The following is a 20,464-nucleotide window of genomic DNA, read 5'->3' as shown; positions in this document are numbered from 1 at the left end:
GCAGGAAATGACATGGAATATGCTCTAACGAGATCATTGCATTGCCCGCACGTGCGCCAGCGCGGCGGAGACTAAACCCTCAGGATTGTAGCCGCCTTCTAAAACGGAAACGATGCGTCCCTGGGCATGTTTTTCTGCTACTGCCATGACTCGTTGGGTGAGTTGTGTGTAGGTCGCGTCGTCCCAATGTAGGCCGCCTAGTGGGTCGCCTTTACGAGCGTCGAAACCTGCGGAGATGAGCACAAATTCGGGTTGAAACGCGTCTAGAGCGGGGCCGCCATTGCTGTCCCAGGCAGCCAAGGCTTCGCGTGCTCCAGATCTTTCGGGTAAGGCTAAGTTCACTGTGGCTAGCGACGGTGGGCGCTCCGCGTTGCTATCTGAGTTGCCGGAATAGTTCCCACTTTCGTGTAGAGAGAGGTAAAAGGTGTGAGGATCTTCGGCAAAAATCGCTTCAGTTCCATTGCCGAAATGAACGTCCCAATCCACGATCGCGATGCGTTTGAGCGGGTAGTGTTTCCTTAAATAATTCGCTGCGATAGCCACGTGATTAAAAATGCAAAAGCCCATCCCGCGGTCGGCGGTGGCATGATGCCCCGGTGGGCGCACCGCGCAAAACACTCGTTTCACGGTTTGTTGCATGACGGCATCGGCCGCTGCCAATACCGAGCCGGTGGCCTCTAAGGCGACGTCATAGCTGTCGATAGAAATCGCGGTGTCACCCGTGCGGAGGACATCCGCAAAGCTCTCGACGTCTCGATACACCAGATCCTGATAATAAGCCTCATGCGCCAATAGCACTTCCGAAGTGCTGGCGCGTCGACCGGGCAGGCGTAAGATTTCTGCGGGCAGTGCTTCCAGGGCCTGACGCAGGATGCGATAGCGCAGCGCTGATTCCGGGTGCCCCGAGCCAGTGTCGTGGTGCTCATAAAACGCATTGTAGTGCAGCCCTAGGGCGGGGATGTCGGCTTGCGATGATTGTGCGGATTGTATCCGCTGCTGAATTTCACGATGACGACTGAGCACGCCCGTAACGGGAATGTCGAAATGCCGCTCCGCCGCAGAGATTGGATCCTTGCTGCGGCCTCCGGCCTGTTCAAACAAAGCAGCCATCGCGTGATTTTTCTGCAGCACTGTCGCCCAAAAAGTTTGAATGCCACGCTCGGCAGCGATGGTCGCCAGTTCGCCGAATAGCACGCTGGCCATGCCTGCGCGGCGGGTGTCTTCATGCACGACAAAGGCGACTTCGGCCGTGTCGCCTCCGGCATCCAGATAATAACGGGCAATCGCTCGCAGCGCTCCCTTACGATCAAAGACTCCCAGCGCGAGGTCTTTTTCCTGATCTACGGCTGCTAATTTATAGGCCGACTCGCCGCTCATTCGCTCCCGTTGATGGCCGTAGCGTAGACGCACCGTTTCTTCATCGTGCGAATAAAAGAAGTCCTGCAGCACCGACATGTCGCTGGGGTGGAGTGGGCGCAATTGGAAGCGACCGATCTTGAAATCGATCATTTTGGATTCCAGCTCGTCACGCGCACCGCCCGGCATGGTAAAGAATTTTGGCACCCAGCCTCGGTTCCATGCGCCCTTTAAGAGCTCTTCCCGATCGTCGGGGTGGGCAATCTCCACGAGTCGCGCCACACGCTCGCGGATGCTGCGTCCGAAGATACTGGCGACTCCATATTCCGTAACCACATGATGAATGTCGCTACGGCTGGTGCAGACACCACTCCCCGGCGCGAGGTCCGCCACGATACGAGCCGAATTATCGTCATCCGAGCGTGAGGTTAAAACCACGATGGGCTTGCCGTCCTTGCTGGCACCCGCTCCGCGGGAAAAATCCTGCAGCGAGCCGACCCCGCCGTAAAAGTGGTGCCCGCTCGAGTCACGCACCACCTGTCCGGTCAAATCGACCATGCGCGCGCCATTGATGGCGACCATGCGTTCATTGCGGGCGATACGATCCGAGGCATTCACCCAGTCACTGGGGTGCAGCTCCAAGTCTGGATTCTCGTGCACAAATTGATAGAGCTCCTGACTGCCGAGCACATGGCTGGCAATGGATTTCCACTGCTTAAACGATTTGCGGGAATTATCCACCGCGCCCTTACGGATGAGATCCATAAATGCATTGGTAAACATGCCGGTGTGAATGCCGAGGTTGCGATGTTGATGCAGGGCTCGCAGCACCGCCTCCGGGCTATTACCCAAGCCCACTTGCAGGGTCGAGCCATCTTCGATTAATTGAGCCGCATAGCCTCCGAGCAATTCGTGCCGCTTGTCGATGGAAGGCGAGAGCGTCTCGGGCAAGGGCAGGTCCTGTTCGATGAAGTAATGAATCTCCGAAGCTGGAATCAGGCTATTTCCCCCCGTGCGCGGCATTTGGGGGTTCACTTGGGCAATGACACAGCGGGCGGTGGTCGCTGCGGCCTGCACCACATCCACACTGACGCCTAGGGAGCAATTCCCGTCTGGCCCCGGGGGGCTGACTTCGATCAGAGCCACATCGACCTGCAGCGGACCTTCACGAAATAGACGAGGCACCATGGACATCGGGCAGGGCGTATAGTCCGCCTGCCCACGGCTGACCGCATCGCCGACATCAGGTGTCAAAAAGAAGGAATTCGTCCGCAGCATCGACTCATATTCCGGCGCGATCCAAGGGGATGCATGCAAACTGTGTATATGCACTAGCTCGATGTCCTTGAGCTGATGGGCATGTGCCAGCATCGAACGCACCAGGGCCAAAGGCATCGCCGCGCCACCTCCGATGAACACCCGGCTGCCCGGCCGCAGTAACTTAGGCCAATCTTGTGTATTTAAAGGCTTCATTGGGGGGATGTCTACCCTCTTGGGGAGACGTGGGGAGCTGGTTTTTGCGGGCTAGAGGTCATGTCGAGAGCATGGAAGAGCGGGTTCTAAAAGTAAAGATGACATGTCCAAAGTATCGGGGGGGCAGGGCATAATCGCGATTCCACCCTTCGGCACCTCCTGGCTGTTTAGGAAAATTGCGAGATGCCACGACGGATTCGGTATTGGCGTGGGGTGCTCTTGTAGTGTGCTTTAAATAGTTTGTAGAAGTGTCCGAGATTTTCGAAGCCGCATTCGTGGGCGATTTCGACTATTTCTTTTTGCGAGGTTTCCAGCTGCATGGAGGCCCATTTTAGCCGGGCTCTATTGACGATGTTGCGTGGAGTTGTATCCAATAAACGCCTACAATCGCGACTGATGTGTTCATGGCTGCGGCCAGCGATTCGGACGAATTCAGGCACGCCGCCAACGAAATTGGGCCAAGTTTCGATTCGGCGTAGCGCGTGGGTGAGCCATTCCGGCATCGCCGGGTGAGGGCTGGTTTCACGGTCGCGGTTCTCGAGTAGCGCTAGCACGCCCAGTAGATAGGCTGCGGCGTTGGTTGTGTTCCAATGCCCTGCGGCGAGGTCGTTGCCCATCTGGCGCAAGCGTTCGCGGTCGTCGCTGCTGAGTTGATATTCGCGCTTTTCGATCTCTTCATGATCAAAGAAGCAGACTTTATCGGCAAAGAATTGATCACGGATTTTTTCCCATAGCGACGAAGGGAAAGCAAAATTAATTAAGCCGACTTGCTCGCCTGCGTTCCAAGCAGAGAAGCCATGAGAGTCGTCGGCCCGAATGAGCACGAAGTAGCCGATTTCCATTATTCGTGGCTCACCATTGAGCAGGTGGCAGCCGCGGCCACTCTCAATCCAGAAGAACTCATGATAGTCTTGAGAATGCACGTGAGGGCTGGGGACGTAGCTATAATTATAAGCCTCATAGGTACAGGCATAGGCTTGGGGCCAGTCTGCGGTAGAAATCTTAAACATCAAGACAGCGTAAGAAAAAGCGGCTGTAACGCAAGACCTGAGCGCTGCCTTTATGTTATACTGCTCCTACAAAAATTATGCTTCCCAATCATCATCTTCCCCAACTGATTCCCAATCGTATTCAATCGGCGGTCAACCGCCTGCAAGCTGCTGTTTGGACCCATCGTCAGCCAGTCGCAGTCGAGGCGTCGCGCCCGCAGGCCAAGCAGATTTCGCTGGCAGAGGGCCAGCAGCTGAAGCGTAGTCAGGTGAAGCCTTGTTCGTTTTGGGGGAAGCTCTTTGATCAGCGTTGGTGTCGCGTGACTTTGCCGGAAGCAGCGGATGACAATACGTGGATGGAATGGAAGGATCAAGGGGAGGCTACACTCTATGTGGCTGATCAGGCATATTTCGGTTTTAATGTGGCACACGTCCGCTGCCGTTTACCGGAGGGCACTCAGGTGGTATGGATACAGTCGAGCTGTATTCAAAGTGCGATCTGGCATGAGGAGGCGAATGGCATGGCGGCTGCCGGTAGTTATTTTGAAGGTGCGTTTATCGTCAAACGAGATGATATGGCTTGGAATGCCTACCATGATTTAAAGTGCTTGTTTGATTTGGCAATGGATCAGCGGCACCGTGAGAATCCGCAGGTGCCCACTACGTTGAATGGCGCAGGCCTACAAGCCCCAGTTGACAAATTTACGCCCGTGTATCGCCTGATGCTGCGAGGTATGGAGGGTGCTTGTAATGTGCTGGATCAGAAAGGCATAGCTGCGATGCGTCGTAGTCTCGCAAAGCTCTACAAGCAGCTGAAGGTCGATAAGACTTTTTCGAAGTGCATCTTGACGGGACATGCCCACCTCGACTTGGTTTGGATCTGGCCGGAGCGCATGGGCGAACTCAAGGCGGTTAACATTTTTGCCACTGCGGATCGCTTGATGGAGGCGTATCCTGAGTATCGTTTCGCTTATAGTCAGCCGGCCAGTTATGAGGCGGTGGAAAAGCGCGAACCTGATTTATACCAACGTGTGAAAGAACGGATCGATTCTGGGAAATGGCAAGCCACTGGCGCTATGTACGTGGAGTCGGACACCATGATCGCTTGCGGTGAGGCTTTGGCTCGCAGCTTTACGCTGGGGCAAGCTGGCTTTGAAGCGATCAATGGGGCCTTGTCGAAGCTGACTTGGTTGCCCGATGTGTTTGGCTATTCGGCTTGTTTGCCGCAAATTATGAAGCAAACGGGCGTGGAGTATTTCTTCACCACTAAAATGACTTGGAACGCGATCAATCGTTTCCCCTATAGTAGTTTTATATGGCGGGGGAATGATGGATCGGAGATTCTTGCGCATGTGACGCAGGAGTCTGGCTATGTGACCCACATGGAGATTGATCATGTCAAAGCCCCCATGCATGCCAATCAGCAAGCGGACGTGCACGAGGAGTATTTATTGCCGACTGGTTATGGTGATGGCGGGGGCGGTGCGACCGATGACATGTTAGAGCGTGCGCGTCGATTGGGTTCTCTGCCTGGCATGCCGGAGATTGAGTGGGATCAGCCGGAAGCTTTTTTTGATCGATTGAACCGCGTACGCGATGAGTTACCGGTGCATCAAGGCGAATGCTATTTGGAGTATCACCGTGGCACATTCACCACACATGGTAATCTAAAGGCCAGCTTCCGTGGCCTAGAGCGTGCCATGCAGGTGGCCGAAGCCGTGGCGGCGGCCACGGGTAAGACTTGGAACATGGAAGATTCCTGGAAACGTTTGGTCTTTGCTCAATTCCATGACTATATCCCCGGCAGCTCTGTCTGGGATGTGTATCTGGAAGACTTACCTGTGTTGGACGGACATGCTGAAGCGCAACTCGCTGAGGCGGGGCAGGCTTTGGCCGGCAAGGGGGGCTACTGTCTTTTCAATCCACATGCGATGGAAGTCTCGAAATGGATCGATGGTCCCGATGCGTCGGCTTATGTAAGCTTACCGCCCTTGAGTGGTTTGCCTATCGAGACTGTGATTCAAGATACGCCTCAGTCGGTTGAAGTTCAGGGCCGCAAGGTTTCTAACGGCTTAGCGGAATTCCGCGTTAATGCTTCCGGTTGGATCGATCAATTGAGCTGGGAGGGAGTGGAAGTGCCACTCTCTGGTCCTGCGGGCCAACTGATGCTGTATCCCGATCATGCCGCGAATTTTGAAGCCTGGGATATCGATCGTCATGTCTTGAGTATCGGTGAGGTCTGCAACGCTAAGGCAAAGATCACTGCTGTAGAAGAGGGCGCGCACCGCGCCGGCATCGCTGTAACACGCAAGATTGGCGATGCTAGTGAGGCTACGGTCACCTTTACCTTGGAGTCTGGTAGTCCTTTAGTGCATGTGAGCGTTGATCTCGACTGGCAGGAGCCTGAGTCCTTGCTAAAGTTGATCTTTCCCACGAAGTACGCGGCGACTAATGCACGATTTGGCATTCCATACGGCAGTGTCTTACGCAAGCAAGTGCCAGACGGCTTGCAGGCCGAAGCGCAATGGGAAGTGCCTTTTAGTCGCTATCTTGCTGTGTTTGACGAAGGTGAGCGTGAAGGCCTCTTCTTGACGACCGAAGATAAATATGGCGCGACTGTACGTGAAGGCTCGGTAGGTTTGAGCTTAGTGCGCAGTCCACGCGTAACCGGTTTTGATGCGCATGCCACTGCGTGGCCGCCGCATTTGACCCGCTTGAAAATTGATTCGCCCTGCAGTGATCGGGGGGCGCATAGGATTCAGTTAGCGATTGGCCGCTATGATGCCGAACTACCGCGTGAGCGTCAGCCTGCATCCGTTGCCGAGACGCTTTTTACCGATCTGCTTGCATACACTGGTCAGGCCATCGCTCCTGTAATTGAATCAATCTCAGGTGGCGAAACATTGGTGCCACATTGGGTCAAACCAACGGAAGGGGGCTATGTGCTCCGCTTACACGAAGTGTCGGGGCGTCGCGGTCAGGTGAATATCAATCTGGTGGACGGTTATGAACTCGCGCTCACTGATATCGGCGAATCGAAGGCCGAGCCGACGAAATCAGCAATTCGTTTCGCGCCCTATCAGGTCGTGAGTTTGCTGGTGCGACGCTCCACATAATTGATCGGGGCGAAACTGATGCCTTACAAAATAGAGGATACGACCGATGTCTGGGCGATTGAGCTTCGTATGCATGGCATGCGGGCAGCCTAGCTGGATCGAGTATAACTATTTTTCGGCGTAGGGGGATCAATTCTCTGCAGGTGTTTGAGCTTTAATGCCGAAGGTCTTTTTGAAACTAAGTTTGGAGTCTGTTGCCGCCGAGTGTAATTGAACGCCGAGATAAAAGTTGATCTCCCCTGTTTTGTATCCTGTCTCGGAGTTGGTGCTTAGCTCGAGGGTGAGCTCGATACTTTCTTCTGCTTGTAGTGTGAGCGTGTGGAGCACGCTTTCGTTTTGAATGCGAACATTACTGGGGAAGTAAGGAATGAGTTGCGCGGTTATTGGGAACTCGAAGACATTCTTGAGGGTGACTGTCGTTTGTCCTGCATGCCAGATGGGGGAGTCGCACATCATTTTAGAGATGTGGACGGAACCGTCGGGGAGATCGTAGAGTTGCTCTTTTTGGTTGAATACTTGTTGAGCTTGAGCGGCTTCTGTTTCGTTGGCGGGATAAATATCAAAGACTCGATTATCGATGTCGATGGCTCGATATTTCATGGTTTTCGGACTCACGTCCACCAGCCAGAAGTGCTGTATGCTACCGCTTTGAACTAAGTAGTCTCGATCAAAGTAGTCGATGCCACGGGGGCTTCTTCCCCAGCAACCGTCGCCGAGGTAGAGCGTGCCGGATCCATCGGCTGTCGGCTCGCCGAATTTGATTGGGTGGCTCCGTTTGTAGGTATGATCGTGGTTCTCAAAGGCGACGGTGAGCTCAAACTCGTCGAATAGTGGAGCCCAGTAAGTGCGCCCCTGTTGTGAATACCAAGTCATCTTGTCGCGGTGGCTCGGGTAGAGCGGCACATGATAAACTGCAGCTCGATGCCTAACTGAGCGAGTCGTTTCAAGCTGTTGCACGAGCCAATCCACCTGTGATTCGTGGGAGGCGATGTGCCCGGTGTCCAGCACGTGCAGAACGAAGCTCTCGCCAAACATGCGAGTGAAGTAACTGTGCTCGGGGTCTTGCCCGAAGAAACCGAAGAAAAAGGGGGCAGCGGACTTTGGCTGGTTATACGCGCCGCGCACTTCATGGTTACCGATGGCTAGCACTAGTGGGATCTGAAAACCGTCGGGGGTGACCATTTCCTCGGTGTAATAGTTCAGCCATGTGTCCCATGCATTCACGCTTTGTAGCTTTCCATTTGCGTAGGCGATGTCGCCTCCAATCACTGCAAACTGTGGCGCGTGCGATGCCGCATGGCGCAGTAAAATACGTGTGGCATCGCTGGTTCCCATGTCGCCGCCGGTGACAAAACGTAGCTCGCTATCGTCATTGGGAATCGTGCGCACTTTGACTTCCTTACTGTAGCCTTGATCCGTGTTGCCGACGATTACGTAATAGCAGGTGTCCGCCTGTAAATTGTCGATCTGAGTTCGATAGATTGTGCGGTCATTTAAGCCCTCAATAGTGGAGACGAGCCCCTTTGCTGAATTGGCATAAGCGGTTGGATCCCCATTGTGTGAGACTGTGTCGTAGTAAACATTTGCATCTCCAGCAGGCGTTGCATTGGGACCGAGAATTTGCCAGTTTGCCGTTAAGCTTGTTGAGGTGTCACCGTGGTAGGTGAACACCAGATGCTGCGGTCGAGCATTCAGGTGAATGCCACATGTCAATGTCAAGCAGATCGCTAAAGAGCTCGCGAGTGTGCGAAATCTAATTCTGATTTTAGGGTAAGTCATGGTGAGTTTTTAGAGGATTCAGAAGTGGCAGGAAATGTCATATTTGTGTGCCCGCTATTCGCAACGTGTGCGTCCTTGCCCTCATTTTATAAGGCTCGCTAAGCTTGTTGGCATGATGGGGCAACTCTGCCTCTAAGTCCTTGTCACATACTTTATCGTTTATGAAAAAAATACTACCCATCCTCTTGAGCAGTCTGGCCGCGGCTGCCTCTGTCAATGCATGGCAGGATTCGTTTGAAGGTTCAATTAGCCAGTGGGAGTCCTCCGAGGGCTCTTCCTTACGAAGCGTGGAGCAGGGCGCGGGTGTGCCTGCTGCAGCCATAACCGATGGCGTTAAATGCCTCGAGCTGACGGGCACGAAAGGACATGCTTGGAATCAGCTGGCTAACCGCAAGGACTTAACGACGCAGATCAAAACATCGACGACCTTGTCGATAGATCTATATGTGCCACAGTCGAGTCTGCCCGATTCAGGCTGGGCGAAGCTACAATTACGCATGTATGGCGGTCAAGGTGGAGGGGCGACTTTTGATATCACTAAAGATATTGAATTGGACCTGTATGCCGAGGGCGGCAAGAGCTATCATGTGATGTGGGACTATGCTGCGGATCCCGCTTTTAAGTCGGATGTGTATTGGGCTCATGTTGGCATTGTGTCGATTGCAAGTGCAGGCAGTATGTCACCGGTGTATATCGATGATGTGCAGTTCTCTGACGCCCATCAGATCGAGGCCGAACTGCAAACGGACGCGTTTATACTGGGCGATGAGTGGTCCTTAATTTGGAACGATGAATTTGACGGTGAAAAGGGCGCCGCTCCGGCCGAGCATTGGCGCCCTGGTGCGATTTGGAGAAACGATGGTACTTGGCGTGATTCCACTTTGGCCCACGAAGAGGCCTACTTGGATGGCAAGGGAAATTTGACCATGCGCACACGCTACAAAGATGGGAAGCGACTCGCTCCTTATTTAGTGACTTCTGAAGATGGCACTTACAGTAAGGAAGACAGTATTACTTTTGGCCCCGGCGAGGACGGCATTTTTATCGAATGGCGCGCCAATGTTTCACAATTTAAAGCGCATGCTGCATGGTTTGCGCTCTGGCTCTTCTCAGATAATCCTTACGCCGGCGATGCTGCGCTCGGATCCGAAATTGATGTGATGGAGTATGTGCCTTATGAGGGCGAAAACTATAGTGTGATGAGTAAATTTAACGCTGCGATTCATATCAAGGATGGTGGCATGAATATAAAACCACCACAGCCTTATGGCCTCGTAACTTTTGACGAAACTGTATGGAATACTTGGGGCCTATATTGGACCAAGGATATTCAAGTCTACTATCTGAATGGTGAGCCTTATTGGATTAACCGTAATAAACAGTATATTTCAACCGATGATACGCACGGCATTCGACTGACGGTCGAGATTGCCAATGGCGACCCCGCCAAGGGAAACAAAAATCACTGGGGACACGCAGTTGGCCGCTTTGAGGACAATGCTGCTGATAAACTTCCTTCGTATGCCTACGTCGACTACGTGCGTGTGTATCGTAAGAATGCCAAGTAATTAGTAAACTTGATTTCACACAAGGCGTCTTGGTCGCCGCGAATCTGTCAGGCAGATTTGCGCGCAGATCAAGGCGCCTTTCTTGTATTCAGACTAGTTAACTAACAGCTTCATGCTAGCTTAGGTGTGACAAGAAAAAGCCCCGACGCATTGCTGCGACGGGGCTTACCCTATATAACCCTATATGAAAAAAGTCCTAAGACTTTAAAGTTTGTATGTATCGATACTGCCCGATGCTGCGCCTGGGCGGCAAGCTTTGGTATGTTGCGAATAGTTGTGAGTGTTTTGAGCCTGTCTGGTTAAGTGTGGCATCTTGCTTCCATTGAGAGTAGCCTTGGGCCTTCTTGGGTGGATACATAAAAAAAGCCTCGAGGCGCGTGGCGCTCTCGAGGCTTAGTGAAATAAGCTTTAAATGGATCGCTTAGCTGCGACGACGGATCACTGCTGCACCAAGTGCTAAGAGACCAGCAAGTGAGGCAAATGTGGATGGCTCGGGGATAGCTGTTACAGTTACGTTGTCTAGGTAGAAGCTCGCACTGCTAATGAAGTCATTTTGATCCTTGAATCCAAATGAAATGCTTCCGGATGTAGCGTCATCAAAGTTGATGGTGCCGTTTGTTCCGTTAAATTGACTGCCAGAGCCTTGGACAATTGACATGGATACTGTTTTTGTCACTGAATTGCCAACGCTGGGGACGCTTAATAATCCAATTTCAGTGTCATTACCTGTGCCGCTTAGAGTGAGCTGGAACTCGAGTATTCCAGGACGATCGCTGTCGACCCAATTAATGTCACTTTCAAAAATCGTTACATCAAAACTGATGGTTCCCCCAAAATCGTATGCCAGTGCAAGTTCATCCGCCAGGGGCGATGAAGCTCCAAATGAAACCTGAGCAGCTCGCGTTGAGGACTCATAAAAGTCGCCTCCCCCTTGAGCGCCAGTTACTTTTAGACTACCTCCGTTGAATGAATCCTGTGAGAGACTAGTCGCTGTGCTGACTGCGAAGCCTTCTGTGTCGCCTGTATCGTTGAAATCGAAAGTTACCTGTGCCGATAGTGAACCGGCGGCGAGTGTGGTGGCAGCAAGGAGTGAGTGTTTGATCTTCATTATATTATCAATGGTTATTCGTGTGGTTTAGTGTCACTGAGATTCTCAGCTTGTAGAATAATGTGTGCTAAGGATCGCTCAGGGTCAATTTTGCGCTTGTTGCGAATAGATTGCGCTCTGAGTGCGAACTACTTACGGGATTTTTGTCGACTTGCGATTAATAGCGAAGTCAAGCCTAGTATTGCGCTGTAAGTACTTGGTTCTGGGATGTCTTCGTAGTGGCCCGCATCGTCTTCGGTCAGGCGTATCTCGCCGAAGTAAGCGGTGGCTCCAGGCTCATTGACTTTTAATGTGAGGCCGTCGCCTACGATTTGCGTCAGCCCGGGATTAAAGCTTGGATAGCTGCTTAAATCGAAATCCAAGGTGTGCCATTGGCCTTGAGACAAGTCGCTGGTTTGTCCGGGTTCGCCGTCAATCCACCAGCGGCCACGTTTCGAATCAAAGTTCTGTTCGCCATCTGAGGTGCGCACTACGAATCCATTCATGCTGGCATTCACAGAGTAGATGGTCGCGCGGAGGGTGGCTTGGTTTTTAGGGACGGTGAGCGGGCCGCTAATGCCGTAGAAATTGATGCCGCCGTTGCCGTATGCTTCAGTAGTCGTGAATTTGATCGTGGCCTGATTATCGGGCGTGCGAAATTCCGGATCGACTCCAATGCTACCGTTGGCCCATAGGGTGCCTTTGACTTGGCCGTCTTGGTAAATGATCGTGTCGGCTTGAAGAGTCGCCTGTGTGCAGAGAATTGCAATGATAGTGGCGAGCCGCGTGCGTGCGTGTGTGGGTGTGTGTGCCTGTGCGCATATGTCCAATGCTGATTGCTTGTGAATGATCGGCATTTAACCTACTCTGGAGCTGTCACCGGTCAAGTGGTGGGGCGATGCGAATAGGGGCTACTAGATTCTTTTACACACTTTTAGTCATCTTCCTGCTGCGTGACTAGGCGAGGGGCCATTTGCTTGATTGCGGTGCCGTGTAAGATGCCGGATGCGGCCGAGCGACCGAGCCTGCGGTAGTCGTAGCGCAGGCGGGTGTGGGGCGCGGTGACGATGCCTGTGCCTTGAATCGAGACCATTTCGACTGTCTTGCGATCGGCCTCGCGTATGCGTGAGGCGAGGCCTAGTGCGGTATTATCTTCGGTGCAGATAAAGCAGCTGTGCGGCTGAATTTCGCGCACTAATGCGTGCACGGCCTCTTCATCGTAAAAGTTCAGTCCATGGGTCGAGAGGTTGGCCAGGGTCTCTTGCATCTGGTTCACACTACGGTGCAGCAGGGGCTCTTCGGGGGTGCTCTCGACCAGATAGACTTGGTTGAATTTGCGTGACTGGACGTAATCCGCAATGAGCTTGGCGCCTGCGCTATAGTTGGGTGTGATGACCTTGGTATGTTCTTCTGAGCCGCTGAGTAATTGGATGCACTGGTTGCGCGGAAAGGGGACGAGTTTGAGGGCCGCATCGCACCAGAGGTGGTCAAATATGTAGCCAGCGCAGCCTTTGGGCAGGGTCTTGAGTAGCTTGGCCATTTCCGCCTGCTGCTCTTCTTCGGTGGCGATGATTGCCGGTTCTAGTTGCACGGGCACTTGTACTAAGTTGGGGGCAGAATGCAGGATGAGCGGGCTACCATTGGTGGTGCATACTTCGGTGACCCCTTCTAAAATCTCTTGATAGAGTTGGCTCCAGTCTTGGATGTTGCGACCGATGAAGCAGATGGGCTTGCCTTTAAGCGCATGGCTTTGGGCACTGGCGGGAAAGAAACGACGCGAGGGGCCTTGCCATACCACACCTTCGGTTTCTAAGTCGTGCAAAAGTCGAAAGATAGTCGTTGAGTGTAGATCAAAATCGTCTGCAAGTTGGCGAAGGGAGGGCAGTGGTTTGTTCTCGGGTTGATTCTTGATCAGTTCGAGTATTCCAGCTCTGGCCGCGACAGTGTACGAAGTTAGGTTTCTAGGCATGTGACGAAATTAATGTAGGCTATTATGAATGCTTTTTTGAAAGCATGCAAACGCTTGCACTCTCATTTAATGATTTTTTATGTTTTAGAGCGTGAGGGATCAACTCGCATACTGTTGCAAATAGCGCTGCATACGCTGTGTATTTGATCGATTTGATTTTGTAGTTTTGTAGTGTAGTGATCTGCCTCAACGAGCGAGGCCTTGCCACATTCTAGATACACACATGCAGCAACATACTTTACCCCGTCATCAGAGGCCTTCGAAATTGAATCACTTTCTCTTCGGTGCCTGTTATTATCCGGAACACTGGGATCGTTCTTGGATCCAAGCCGACGCGGCTCTGATGGCGCAGGCTCATGTGAATGTGGTGCGCATGGCAGAGTTTGCTTGGACATTGATGGAGCCCGCGCGTGATGCCTTTGATTTTGGCTTATTTAAAGAGGCTGTGGCCAGCTTGAAGGCGCAAGGGATCGACTCGATTTTGTGCACGCCGACGGCGACGCCCCCGCGTTGGCTGACTGCGGAGCATCCCGAGTGGATGCGTGTCGATATCAACGATGTGCCCTTTACCCATGGCACGCGTCAGCATTGTTGCACCAACAATCCCGGCTTTCGGGCCGAGTCGCGCCGTATTACTCGTGCGATGGCGGAGGCTTTTAAGGCCGATGCCGCTGTCATCGGGTGGCAGACGGATAATGAGCTCTATTGCCATGTGGAAGAGTGCTACTGTGAGAGTTGCCAAGTGGGCTTCCGTGAGTGGCTCGCGCTGCGCTACGATCAGAGCATCGAGAAGCTGAACCATGCCTGGGGCACCTTATTTTGGAGTCAGCAATACGATGACTTTGACCAAGTCGTGATCCCTAAAAAATGGCGTCAGCCCGCACCTTGTAATCCCAGTGCACTGCTCGATTTTCGTCGCTTTTTGAGCGACTCTGTCACCGCCTTTCAACGCGAACAGGTGGAGATTCTGCGTGAGGTAAATCCTGATTGGTGGATCACGCACAATGGTGTCTTCTACAATATCGATTATTACAAATTTGCCGAGGACTTAGACTTCCTCGCGGTCGATGTGTATCCTGCATTTTGGGGCACCAAGCCGGAGGACTTCATCGGCGGCAGTCAGCTCAATGAGCGCTGCCGACAAGCGACCGGTACTTACATCGTGCCGGAGCAGTGCGGCGGCCCAGGCGGGCAAATCGACTTTTTACAACCCACACCTGAGCCGGGACGCATGCGCTTGTGGGCCTATCAATCGATTGCGCATGGTGCGGATGGTATGTTGCACTTCCGTTGGCGCACGTGTCGCTACGGAGCGGAAATCCATTGGCACGGTATCTTGGATCACGACAATGTGCCACGTCGCCGTTTCGAAGAGTTTGCACAAGAAGGCGCGGAACTGAAAAAGATTGGTGCGGACATTTTGGGCACCACTAAGCGCGTCGAGGTCGGCATCAGCCATAGTTATGAGCAAGATCACGCGCAAGGCGTGCTCAGCTTTTCGCGCCCACAACCTGATGCGCAGCGTGAGTTGCTCTTAGGCACATTGATGCGTCAGAAAGTGGCGGTTGGCTATGTGAATGAAGCCGACAGTTATGCTGGTTTGAAGCTGTTAATTGTGCCTTCTGCGATTGTGATGGATGCCGAACGTGCAGAGAAAATTGAAGCATTTGTGTCGCAGGGTGGGGTGCTACTGGTCACTGCCACCAGCGGTCAGCGCGATGTCAATAATCATGCCATCGAGCAAACACCTCCCGGCCTATTGAGTCGGGTGCTGGGGATCACAGTCGAGGAGTTTGGCAAAACAGAACACCGGCGCATGCAGCTGCAAGGTGCAGGGCTCGAGATGGATGCGAATTATTACGAGATTATTCAATGCACCGATGCCGAGCCGCTCGCGCATTGGCACTTCGAGCAGAACCCGCAAACGGAAGCCGCGGAGGGCTGCGTGGGTCTGTCGTGCAATGAATTTGGAGCAGGCAAGGCCTACTACCTCGGCACTTTCTTGAACGAAGCCTCCGCGATGGAGCTCATGCAGCGCCTCTGTGATGTGGCAGACGTGCAGCCGCTCGGGCGATCGGATACGAATGTTTGTATCATCGAACGCTATGCTGCGGACCGTCGTTTGACCTTTGTGTTGAATAATTATCCCGAGCCCAAGGAGGTCACCGCCTTAGCTTGTGGGCAAAATATTTTGACAGATCAGAGCTGTGACGGAACTCTGCAAATCGAGCCCTTTGGAGTCGCCGTCATTCGTTCCTAATACGATCGGGTTCATTTCAGTGAGCGTATCATTTATACTATGAAAGAGACATTATTAAACCCTAAGATTGAAGCACGCGTTGATGCGATTCTTGCCATGTTGAGCGTGGAAGAGAAAATTGGGCAGCTCTTTCAAGAAAAGGCCGAATGTGAAAATTTGGAGGAGCTCAAGTCACGCATCCGGGCTGGGCGTGTGGGGTCCTTGATCCTCGCATCCACTGCATTTGCGGGCAATGAGAAGCAGATCGCCTTGAGCGTCGCCGATTTAAATGAACTGCAACGCATCGCAGTTGAAGAAAGCCCGCAAGGCATCCCGATGATTTACGGGCGAGATATTATACACGGCTGCCGTACAGTCATGCCGGTGCCACTCGGGCAAGCCTGCGCTTGGGATACTGAGCTAGTCAAAGAGTGCTCTACTGCTGCTGCACGTGAAGCTTCCGCGCGTGGAGTGCATTGGACATTTTCTCCCATGATCGACATCGCACGTGACCCTCGCTGGGGACGTGTGGTCGAAGGCTATGGCGAAGACCCATACTTGACCGGACAACTCGGGGCCGCGGCCGTCGAAGGCTACCAAGGTTCAGAATTGCAACAAATGAAGCAATCCAAGCGCGTAGTCGCTTGTGCGAAGCATTTTATTGGTTACGGAGCTTCCGAAGGCGGACGTGATTATGAGACCACAGAAATTACTGAGCACAGTCTGCGCAATGTGTATATGCCTCCGTTCCGCGAAGTGCTGGATCGTGGCTGTATGACTGTGATGAGCTCATTCAACGAGCTCAACGGTGAGACCACCTCTGGCAGCCACCGCTTGCTTACCGAATTACTGAAAGAAGAACTCGGATTTGCCGGTTTTGTAGTCAGTGACTGGGCAGCCGTAGAAGAGCTCATCTCGCACGGTATCGCCGCCAATCATCGCGAGGCCGCACGTATTTCGCTCAGCGCTGGTATGGATATGGAGATGGTGACGCGCTGCTTCTTAGACTCTTTGGAGTCGCTGTTAGAGTCCGGGGCCGTTTCTGCAGAGCGCTTGGATGACGCCGTGCGCCGTGTCTTACGAGTCAAGTTGATGTATGGCTTGTTCGAAGATCCTTACACGCCTGTTGAACCCGAAGCGCTCGAGATTCACGCTTCCGATCAAGCGCTGGCTCGCCGGGCAGTCGCCGAAAGTGCGGTGCTCTTAAAGAATCGAGCCGCCACCTTGCCACTCCAGCGCAGCAGTGGAAAGACATTGCTCACCGGTCCCTTGCTGCACGCACAAGCTCCGCTCTTGGGTACCTGGTCGATGGATGGCCAACCCGGCGATGTCACGACCTATCAAGCCGCATTTGCAGCCGAGTGGGGGAGTGAGGCTTACGTGACCCACGATCCCGCCTTGATGGATCAAGGTCTCGCCATGGCGCACAATCATAAGTCCAACCAGATCGACCAAATCGTAGTCTTTATCGGAGAGGATAGCTCACGTGGCGGTGAGCATTTTAGTGTTTCCGACCTCAGCCTGCCGCCCGGGCAAGTCGAGTATGTCGAATCACTGGCCGCGATCGGGCTGCCCTTAACCGTCGTCATCACAGCCGGTCGCCCCTTGTTGATTGAGCGTGTCATGCGCTGTGCCGATGCCGTGCTCTACAGCTTCCACGGCGGTGTGCAAGCCGGCCCAGGGGTGTTTGATGCCCTGACCGGTGCCCACGATCCCCGTGGACATTTGCCCATCACCTTCCCACGTGCCACTGGGCAAATCCCGATCTATTACAATCGCAAGACCACCGGTCGCCCATGGTCCAATGGTTATATTGATCAAGTCGACCAGCCCAGCCTACCATTTGGTTACGGTTTGAGCTATACATCCTTTGAAGTCGCAGAGCTCAGTGTGAACGCGTCCTCCTATCCATGCGATGCAGAGACGGTTGAGCTTTCCCTGCGTGTTAGCAACACAGGTCCACGCGCGGGTAAAGCCCTACTCCAGTTCTATGCGCACGATCACGTCGCCAGCCTCGCGCGTCCCACCCGTTTCCTATGTCACCACCTTTGGGTGCCTTTGGCCGCCGCAGAGAGCCAAGTCGTGCAGGTTCGCATCCCCACCAAGCGCCTCGGGTTTTATAACCGTCAGGGCGAGCTCACGATCGAACCCGGTCAATTTACTTTCTATGCCGGCCTCGATTCAAACGCCGATCTGAACGCCAGTTTAGAGCTAGTAGAATAAAGAGTAAAAGCAGAGGCTTATAGTTTTTTTAAGTGGTGTTGGGCGGCGTTTTGGGGCTAAGCGACCCCATTCAATACTTCGATATCTTGCTGTAGAGTGTCTTTCTCTTCAAGTTGAGGGTTTTAAGTGACTGTACTTATTCGGCCATAGGATATTGTAAGCGTAGAAAAAGTGGCTGTTCGTCGATTTGGTAGGGGCTGAGATCGATGGTTTTTTGCATCGAGTCGCCGAGTTTGAGGTCGGGCAGGTAGCGTGCGTTGGGGAGTTCGGCCCATGAATCGGGCGCTAAGTTGCGTGAATACATGACCCGCGGGCGGGCTGCTGCGTGCGTCCGTGAGCTGAGGAAGGAGAAGGTGGGTAAGTGTGGATAGTCCACATGTTGGGTCGAGCTGAGTGGAGCTGGATTGGCGAGCATCGGATCGGTCCCACTGTGAAATTCAACTATATTGAGCCAGCCGTCGCCATCGGCATCGTCGGTGGGAGCACTCTGCCCGGGCGCTTGGCTGGCCAGCATTGCGAAAAACGTTTGCTGGTCTGCCGCGGTCGCTGTGGCAGTGGAGACTGCGCGGGCAAAGCTGTAGACGCGCCCCGCGTCGGGCAGGCCAGTGAGGTCCAGACCGAGGTCGCCTGCGAGAATGGTGTCGCCCTTCATTGTGAGCGCTTGTGCATTCCCAAAATTGTTACCTAAGTCACCTTGCTTGTCGGGCTGGTCGCTATCGCGACTGCAGAGTGCGCGCACTTCTTGCCAATCGTTGGCACTTTCGTCCCATTCGAATTGATAGACCATGGAGCGATCCATCGCAGTCCATCCGTAGCCTTGTCGCAGTCCTGCGATGAGGACTGTGTCGCCTTCGGCGATGAGGGAGGAGCCGAAGTGTTTGACTGTATATATTTGACGCAGGTATGCGCTGTAGTCCCATTGGATGTATTCATCCATGCTTGCTTCTTCGACCGTGCGGATACGGCGTGTTTGAGCCCAAGTGCCGCCTTCATACTCAAATTGATAAACGGCCCCGAGCGGGGTGTTGCCTTGCCACTTGCGGAAGGCGGAGACAAATATGCCGTGATCTGAGATGGCGACACGCTCGCCGAATAGATCGTCGTAGTCGGCATCGTCGGCCTTGAGCTTTTGCTCCAGTTGCCATTGTCCAGAGCTTGTCTGGCGTCGGTAGACGTAGACTGCGCCAGAGTTTTTGCTGAGGTCGTCGTCTTCGTTAGAAGGGATCGCGGCGAGCTCACCATGGAGTGCTAGAGGCCAGCCAAAATAGTCATCCTCTTCGGCGTCGTGGGGCACGATAATCTGAGTTTTACTGAACACCGGGGTGCTCGTGTCGCTGGCTTCGTAGACCCATACGGCTCCGGTCGCTACATCATCTGTGAGTGCTTGGTCGGCTGATACCATCAGTGTGTAAATATATTGGCTGGGGCCGATGGGCGTCTGATCCAAGGCCACTGTGCCGCCGAAGGCCGCGGCTTGATCTTCATTATCAGGTATTAAGGTTTGCAGCAGGGACCATTGCCCCGTTTCGCTGGCACGTTGATAGATAAAGACTCGGCAGTTTAGGGGAAAATCACTCTCGGGGGCGGCGATGACGAGTAAGTCTGCATAGGATGTGATCGAGGCTCCGAAGTCGACCTCTTCTACCGGGCTCACTAGAGCTTGCGTGTGTTGCCAGGTCCCGTTTGCAGCCGATTGCTCATAAATATGCACCTGGCGTGAGTCTGCCTCCTGAATGAATGCGGTCACGGGCAGGCCGATCTGTGGCTGCATCAGCTCTATGGCACTTCCGAAGTAAGCTTCTTCGGCGGGGGCGGGCGCATCGATGTGGGCCCGTTCATAGTCGTAGCCAAAGATCATGAGCTCTTGCTCGCTCAGTGTCCAACGCTCTTGGGAGTCATGCAGATCGCGCATCCAAAAGCGTAGTGGCACGAGCTCGGAAACCTGAGGTGCTGGATAGGCATCGTTCCATTCAAAGACCCAATTCGACCAATACTCAGTGACGACACGTTCAAAACTGAAGCGTGGATCTTGCGTCTCCAGTGTCAGCTGACTTGCGCTGGAGCTTTCATCTGGATCGCCCACCTCTAGTTGCAGCTCATAAATATCTTCTGGGTCATCCTGGATGCGAAATCCCTGTGTGAGTAGGTTGCTGTTGGATATATGGGGGAGTGCGGGGAGCACAGTTAGAGTGATTGTGCCTTGTAGCTCTTCGGTGATTTCCTCAGCATAATAGATGGTGACACTTACTGTAAATGTATACTCCGTGGCTGTGGGGACGTTTGGAGCTGTCCAGCTTATGAGGTATTTGCTCTCGTAGCTGGAGTTTATTGGATGAACCTGTAGGTTTGCAGGGGCATTGATCAACTCGATTTCATAGCTCTGCTCCGAGCTGTCTTCATTGACCCAATCGTCGAGCCCCCAGAATATAACACTACCTTCTAAGGAATAGTTTGTGCCTGTATAGGTCGTGAAGTAAGGACCCTCTGACGCGTCGTCGGGAGCATATATAGTCGATTCCTCCAGTTCCATTAAGCTGGCAGTATCGCCTGCCACCCATTCGTCCCAGCCGATTGTGCCCCAGCCGATGCCTCCAATCATATCCCATGAGGATGCGTTAAGGCAGCATATCGCTGCTAAAAGTAGTAAGACTCTTATAAACATAAA

Annotated in this window: 11 protein-coding genes; 4 read left to right on the top strand and 7 right to left on the bottom strand. The window is 53.3% G+C overall.

What is annotated here, in order from left to right; all coding sequences use genetic code 11:
* Nucleotides 1-33 precede the first annotated feature (33 nt).
* Together QEH52_RS04640 and QEH52_RS04635 are read right to left on the bottom strand one after the other, a co-directional pair.
* Nucleotides 34-2,829: a GNAT family N-acetyltransferase gene (locus tag QEH52_RS04640; RefSeq protein ID WP_308948902.1), complete on the bottom strand. Its 2,796-nt coding sequence runs from the start codon at nucleotides 2,827-2,829 to the stop codon at nucleotides 34-36.
* A gap of 167 nt (nucleotides 2,830-2,996) precedes the next feature.
* A complete protein-coding gene (locus QEH52_RS04635) occupies nucleotides 2,997-3,839 on the bottom strand; it encodes a helix-turn-helix domain-containing protein (protein WP_308948901.1) in 843 nt (280 codons plus the stop codon).
* A 77-nt stretch (nucleotides 3,840-3,916) separates the two neighbouring features.
* Between QEH52_RS04635 and QEH52_RS04630 the strand changes: the two genes are divergently transcribed.
* Nucleotides 3,917-6,934 carry an alpha-mannosidase gene (locus QEH52_RS04630; RefSeq protein ID WP_308948899.1) on the top strand — a complete coding sequence of 1,006 codons (3,018 nt, stop codon included), beginning with the start codon at nucleotides 3,917-3,919 and terminating at the stop codon, nucleotides 6,932-6,934.
* A 129-nt stretch (nucleotides 6,935-7,063) separates the two neighbouring features.
* Here QEH52_RS04630 and QEH52_RS04625 read toward each other — a convergent pair whose 3' ends face one another.
* Nucleotides 7,064-8,713, bottom strand: a complete 1,650-nt coding sequence (locus QEH52_RS04625; protein ID WP_308948898.1) for a purple acid phosphatase family protein — start codon at nucleotides 8,711-8,713, stop codon at nucleotides 7,064-7,066.
* Between the two features lie 161 nt (nucleotides 8,714-8,874).
* On the opposite strand from QEH52_RS04625, the gene QEH52_RS04620 reads away from it, so the two are divergent.
* The gene (locus tag QEH52_RS04620; protein ID WP_308948897.1) at nucleotides 8,875-10,281 is read left to right on the top strand and encodes a glycoside hydrolase family 16 protein; all 1,407 of its coding nucleotides are present in this window, start codon (nucleotides 8,875-8,877) and stop codon (nucleotides 10,279-10,281) included.
* 421 nt (nucleotides 10,282-10,702) lie between these two features.
* Here QEH52_RS04620 and QEH52_RS04615 read toward each other — a convergent pair whose 3' ends face one another.
* The 3 genes from QEH52_RS04615 to QEH52_RS04605 form a co-directional block, all read right to left on the bottom strand.
* Entirely contained in the window at nucleotides 10,703-11,389 is a 687-nt protein-coding gene (locus tag QEH52_RS04615) for a PEP-CTERM sorting domain-containing protein (protein ID WP_308948896.1), read from the bottom strand.
* Nucleotides 11,390-11,517: 128 nt separating this feature from the next.
* Nucleotides 11,518-12,225 carry a hypothetical protein gene (locus tag QEH52_RS04610; RefSeq protein WP_308948895.1) on the bottom strand — a complete coding sequence of 236 codons (708 nt, stop codon included), beginning with the start codon at nucleotides 12,223-12,225 and terminating at the stop codon, nucleotides 11,518-11,520.
* Between the two features lie 77 nt (nucleotides 12,226-12,302).
* Nucleotides 12,303-13,337: a helix-turn-helix domain-containing protein gene (locus QEH52_RS04605; RefSeq protein ID WP_308948894.1), complete on the bottom strand. Its 1,035-nt coding sequence runs from the start codon at nucleotides 13,335-13,337 to the stop codon at nucleotides 12,303-12,305.
* A 265-nt stretch (nucleotides 13,338-13,602) separates the two neighbouring features.
* Between QEH52_RS04605 and QEH52_RS04600 the strand changes: the two genes are divergently transcribed.
* A complete protein-coding gene (locus QEH52_RS04600; protein WP_308948893.1) occupies nucleotides 13,603-15,597 on the top strand; it encodes a beta-galactosidase in 1,995 nt (664 codons plus the stop codon).
* Between the two features lie 39 nt (nucleotides 15,598-15,636).
* Nucleotides 15,637-17,799: a glycoside hydrolase family 3 N-terminal domain-containing protein gene (locus QEH52_RS04595; RefSeq protein WP_308948891.1), complete on the top strand. Its 2,163-nt coding sequence runs from the start codon at nucleotides 15,637-15,639 to the stop codon at nucleotides 17,797-17,799.
* Nucleotides 17,800-17,935: 136 nt separating this feature from the next.
* Here the strand turns inward: QEH52_RS04595 and QEH52_RS04590 are convergent, their stop codons facing one another.
* Nucleotides 17,936-20,398: an FG-GAP repeat protein gene (locus QEH52_RS04590; RefSeq protein ID WP_308948890.1), complete on the bottom strand. Its 2,463-nt coding sequence runs from the start codon at nucleotides 20,396-20,398 to the stop codon at nucleotides 17,936-17,938.
* Nucleotides 20,399-20,464 lie beyond the last annotated feature (66 nt).

Source organism: Thalassobacterium maritimum (genome assembly GCF_031127805.1).
GTDB lineage: Bacteria > Verrucomicrobiota > Verrucomicrobiia > Opitutales > Coraliomargaritaceae > Thalassobacterium > Thalassobacterium maritimum.
This window is presented reverse-complemented; position numbering and strand designations above follow the sequence as displayed.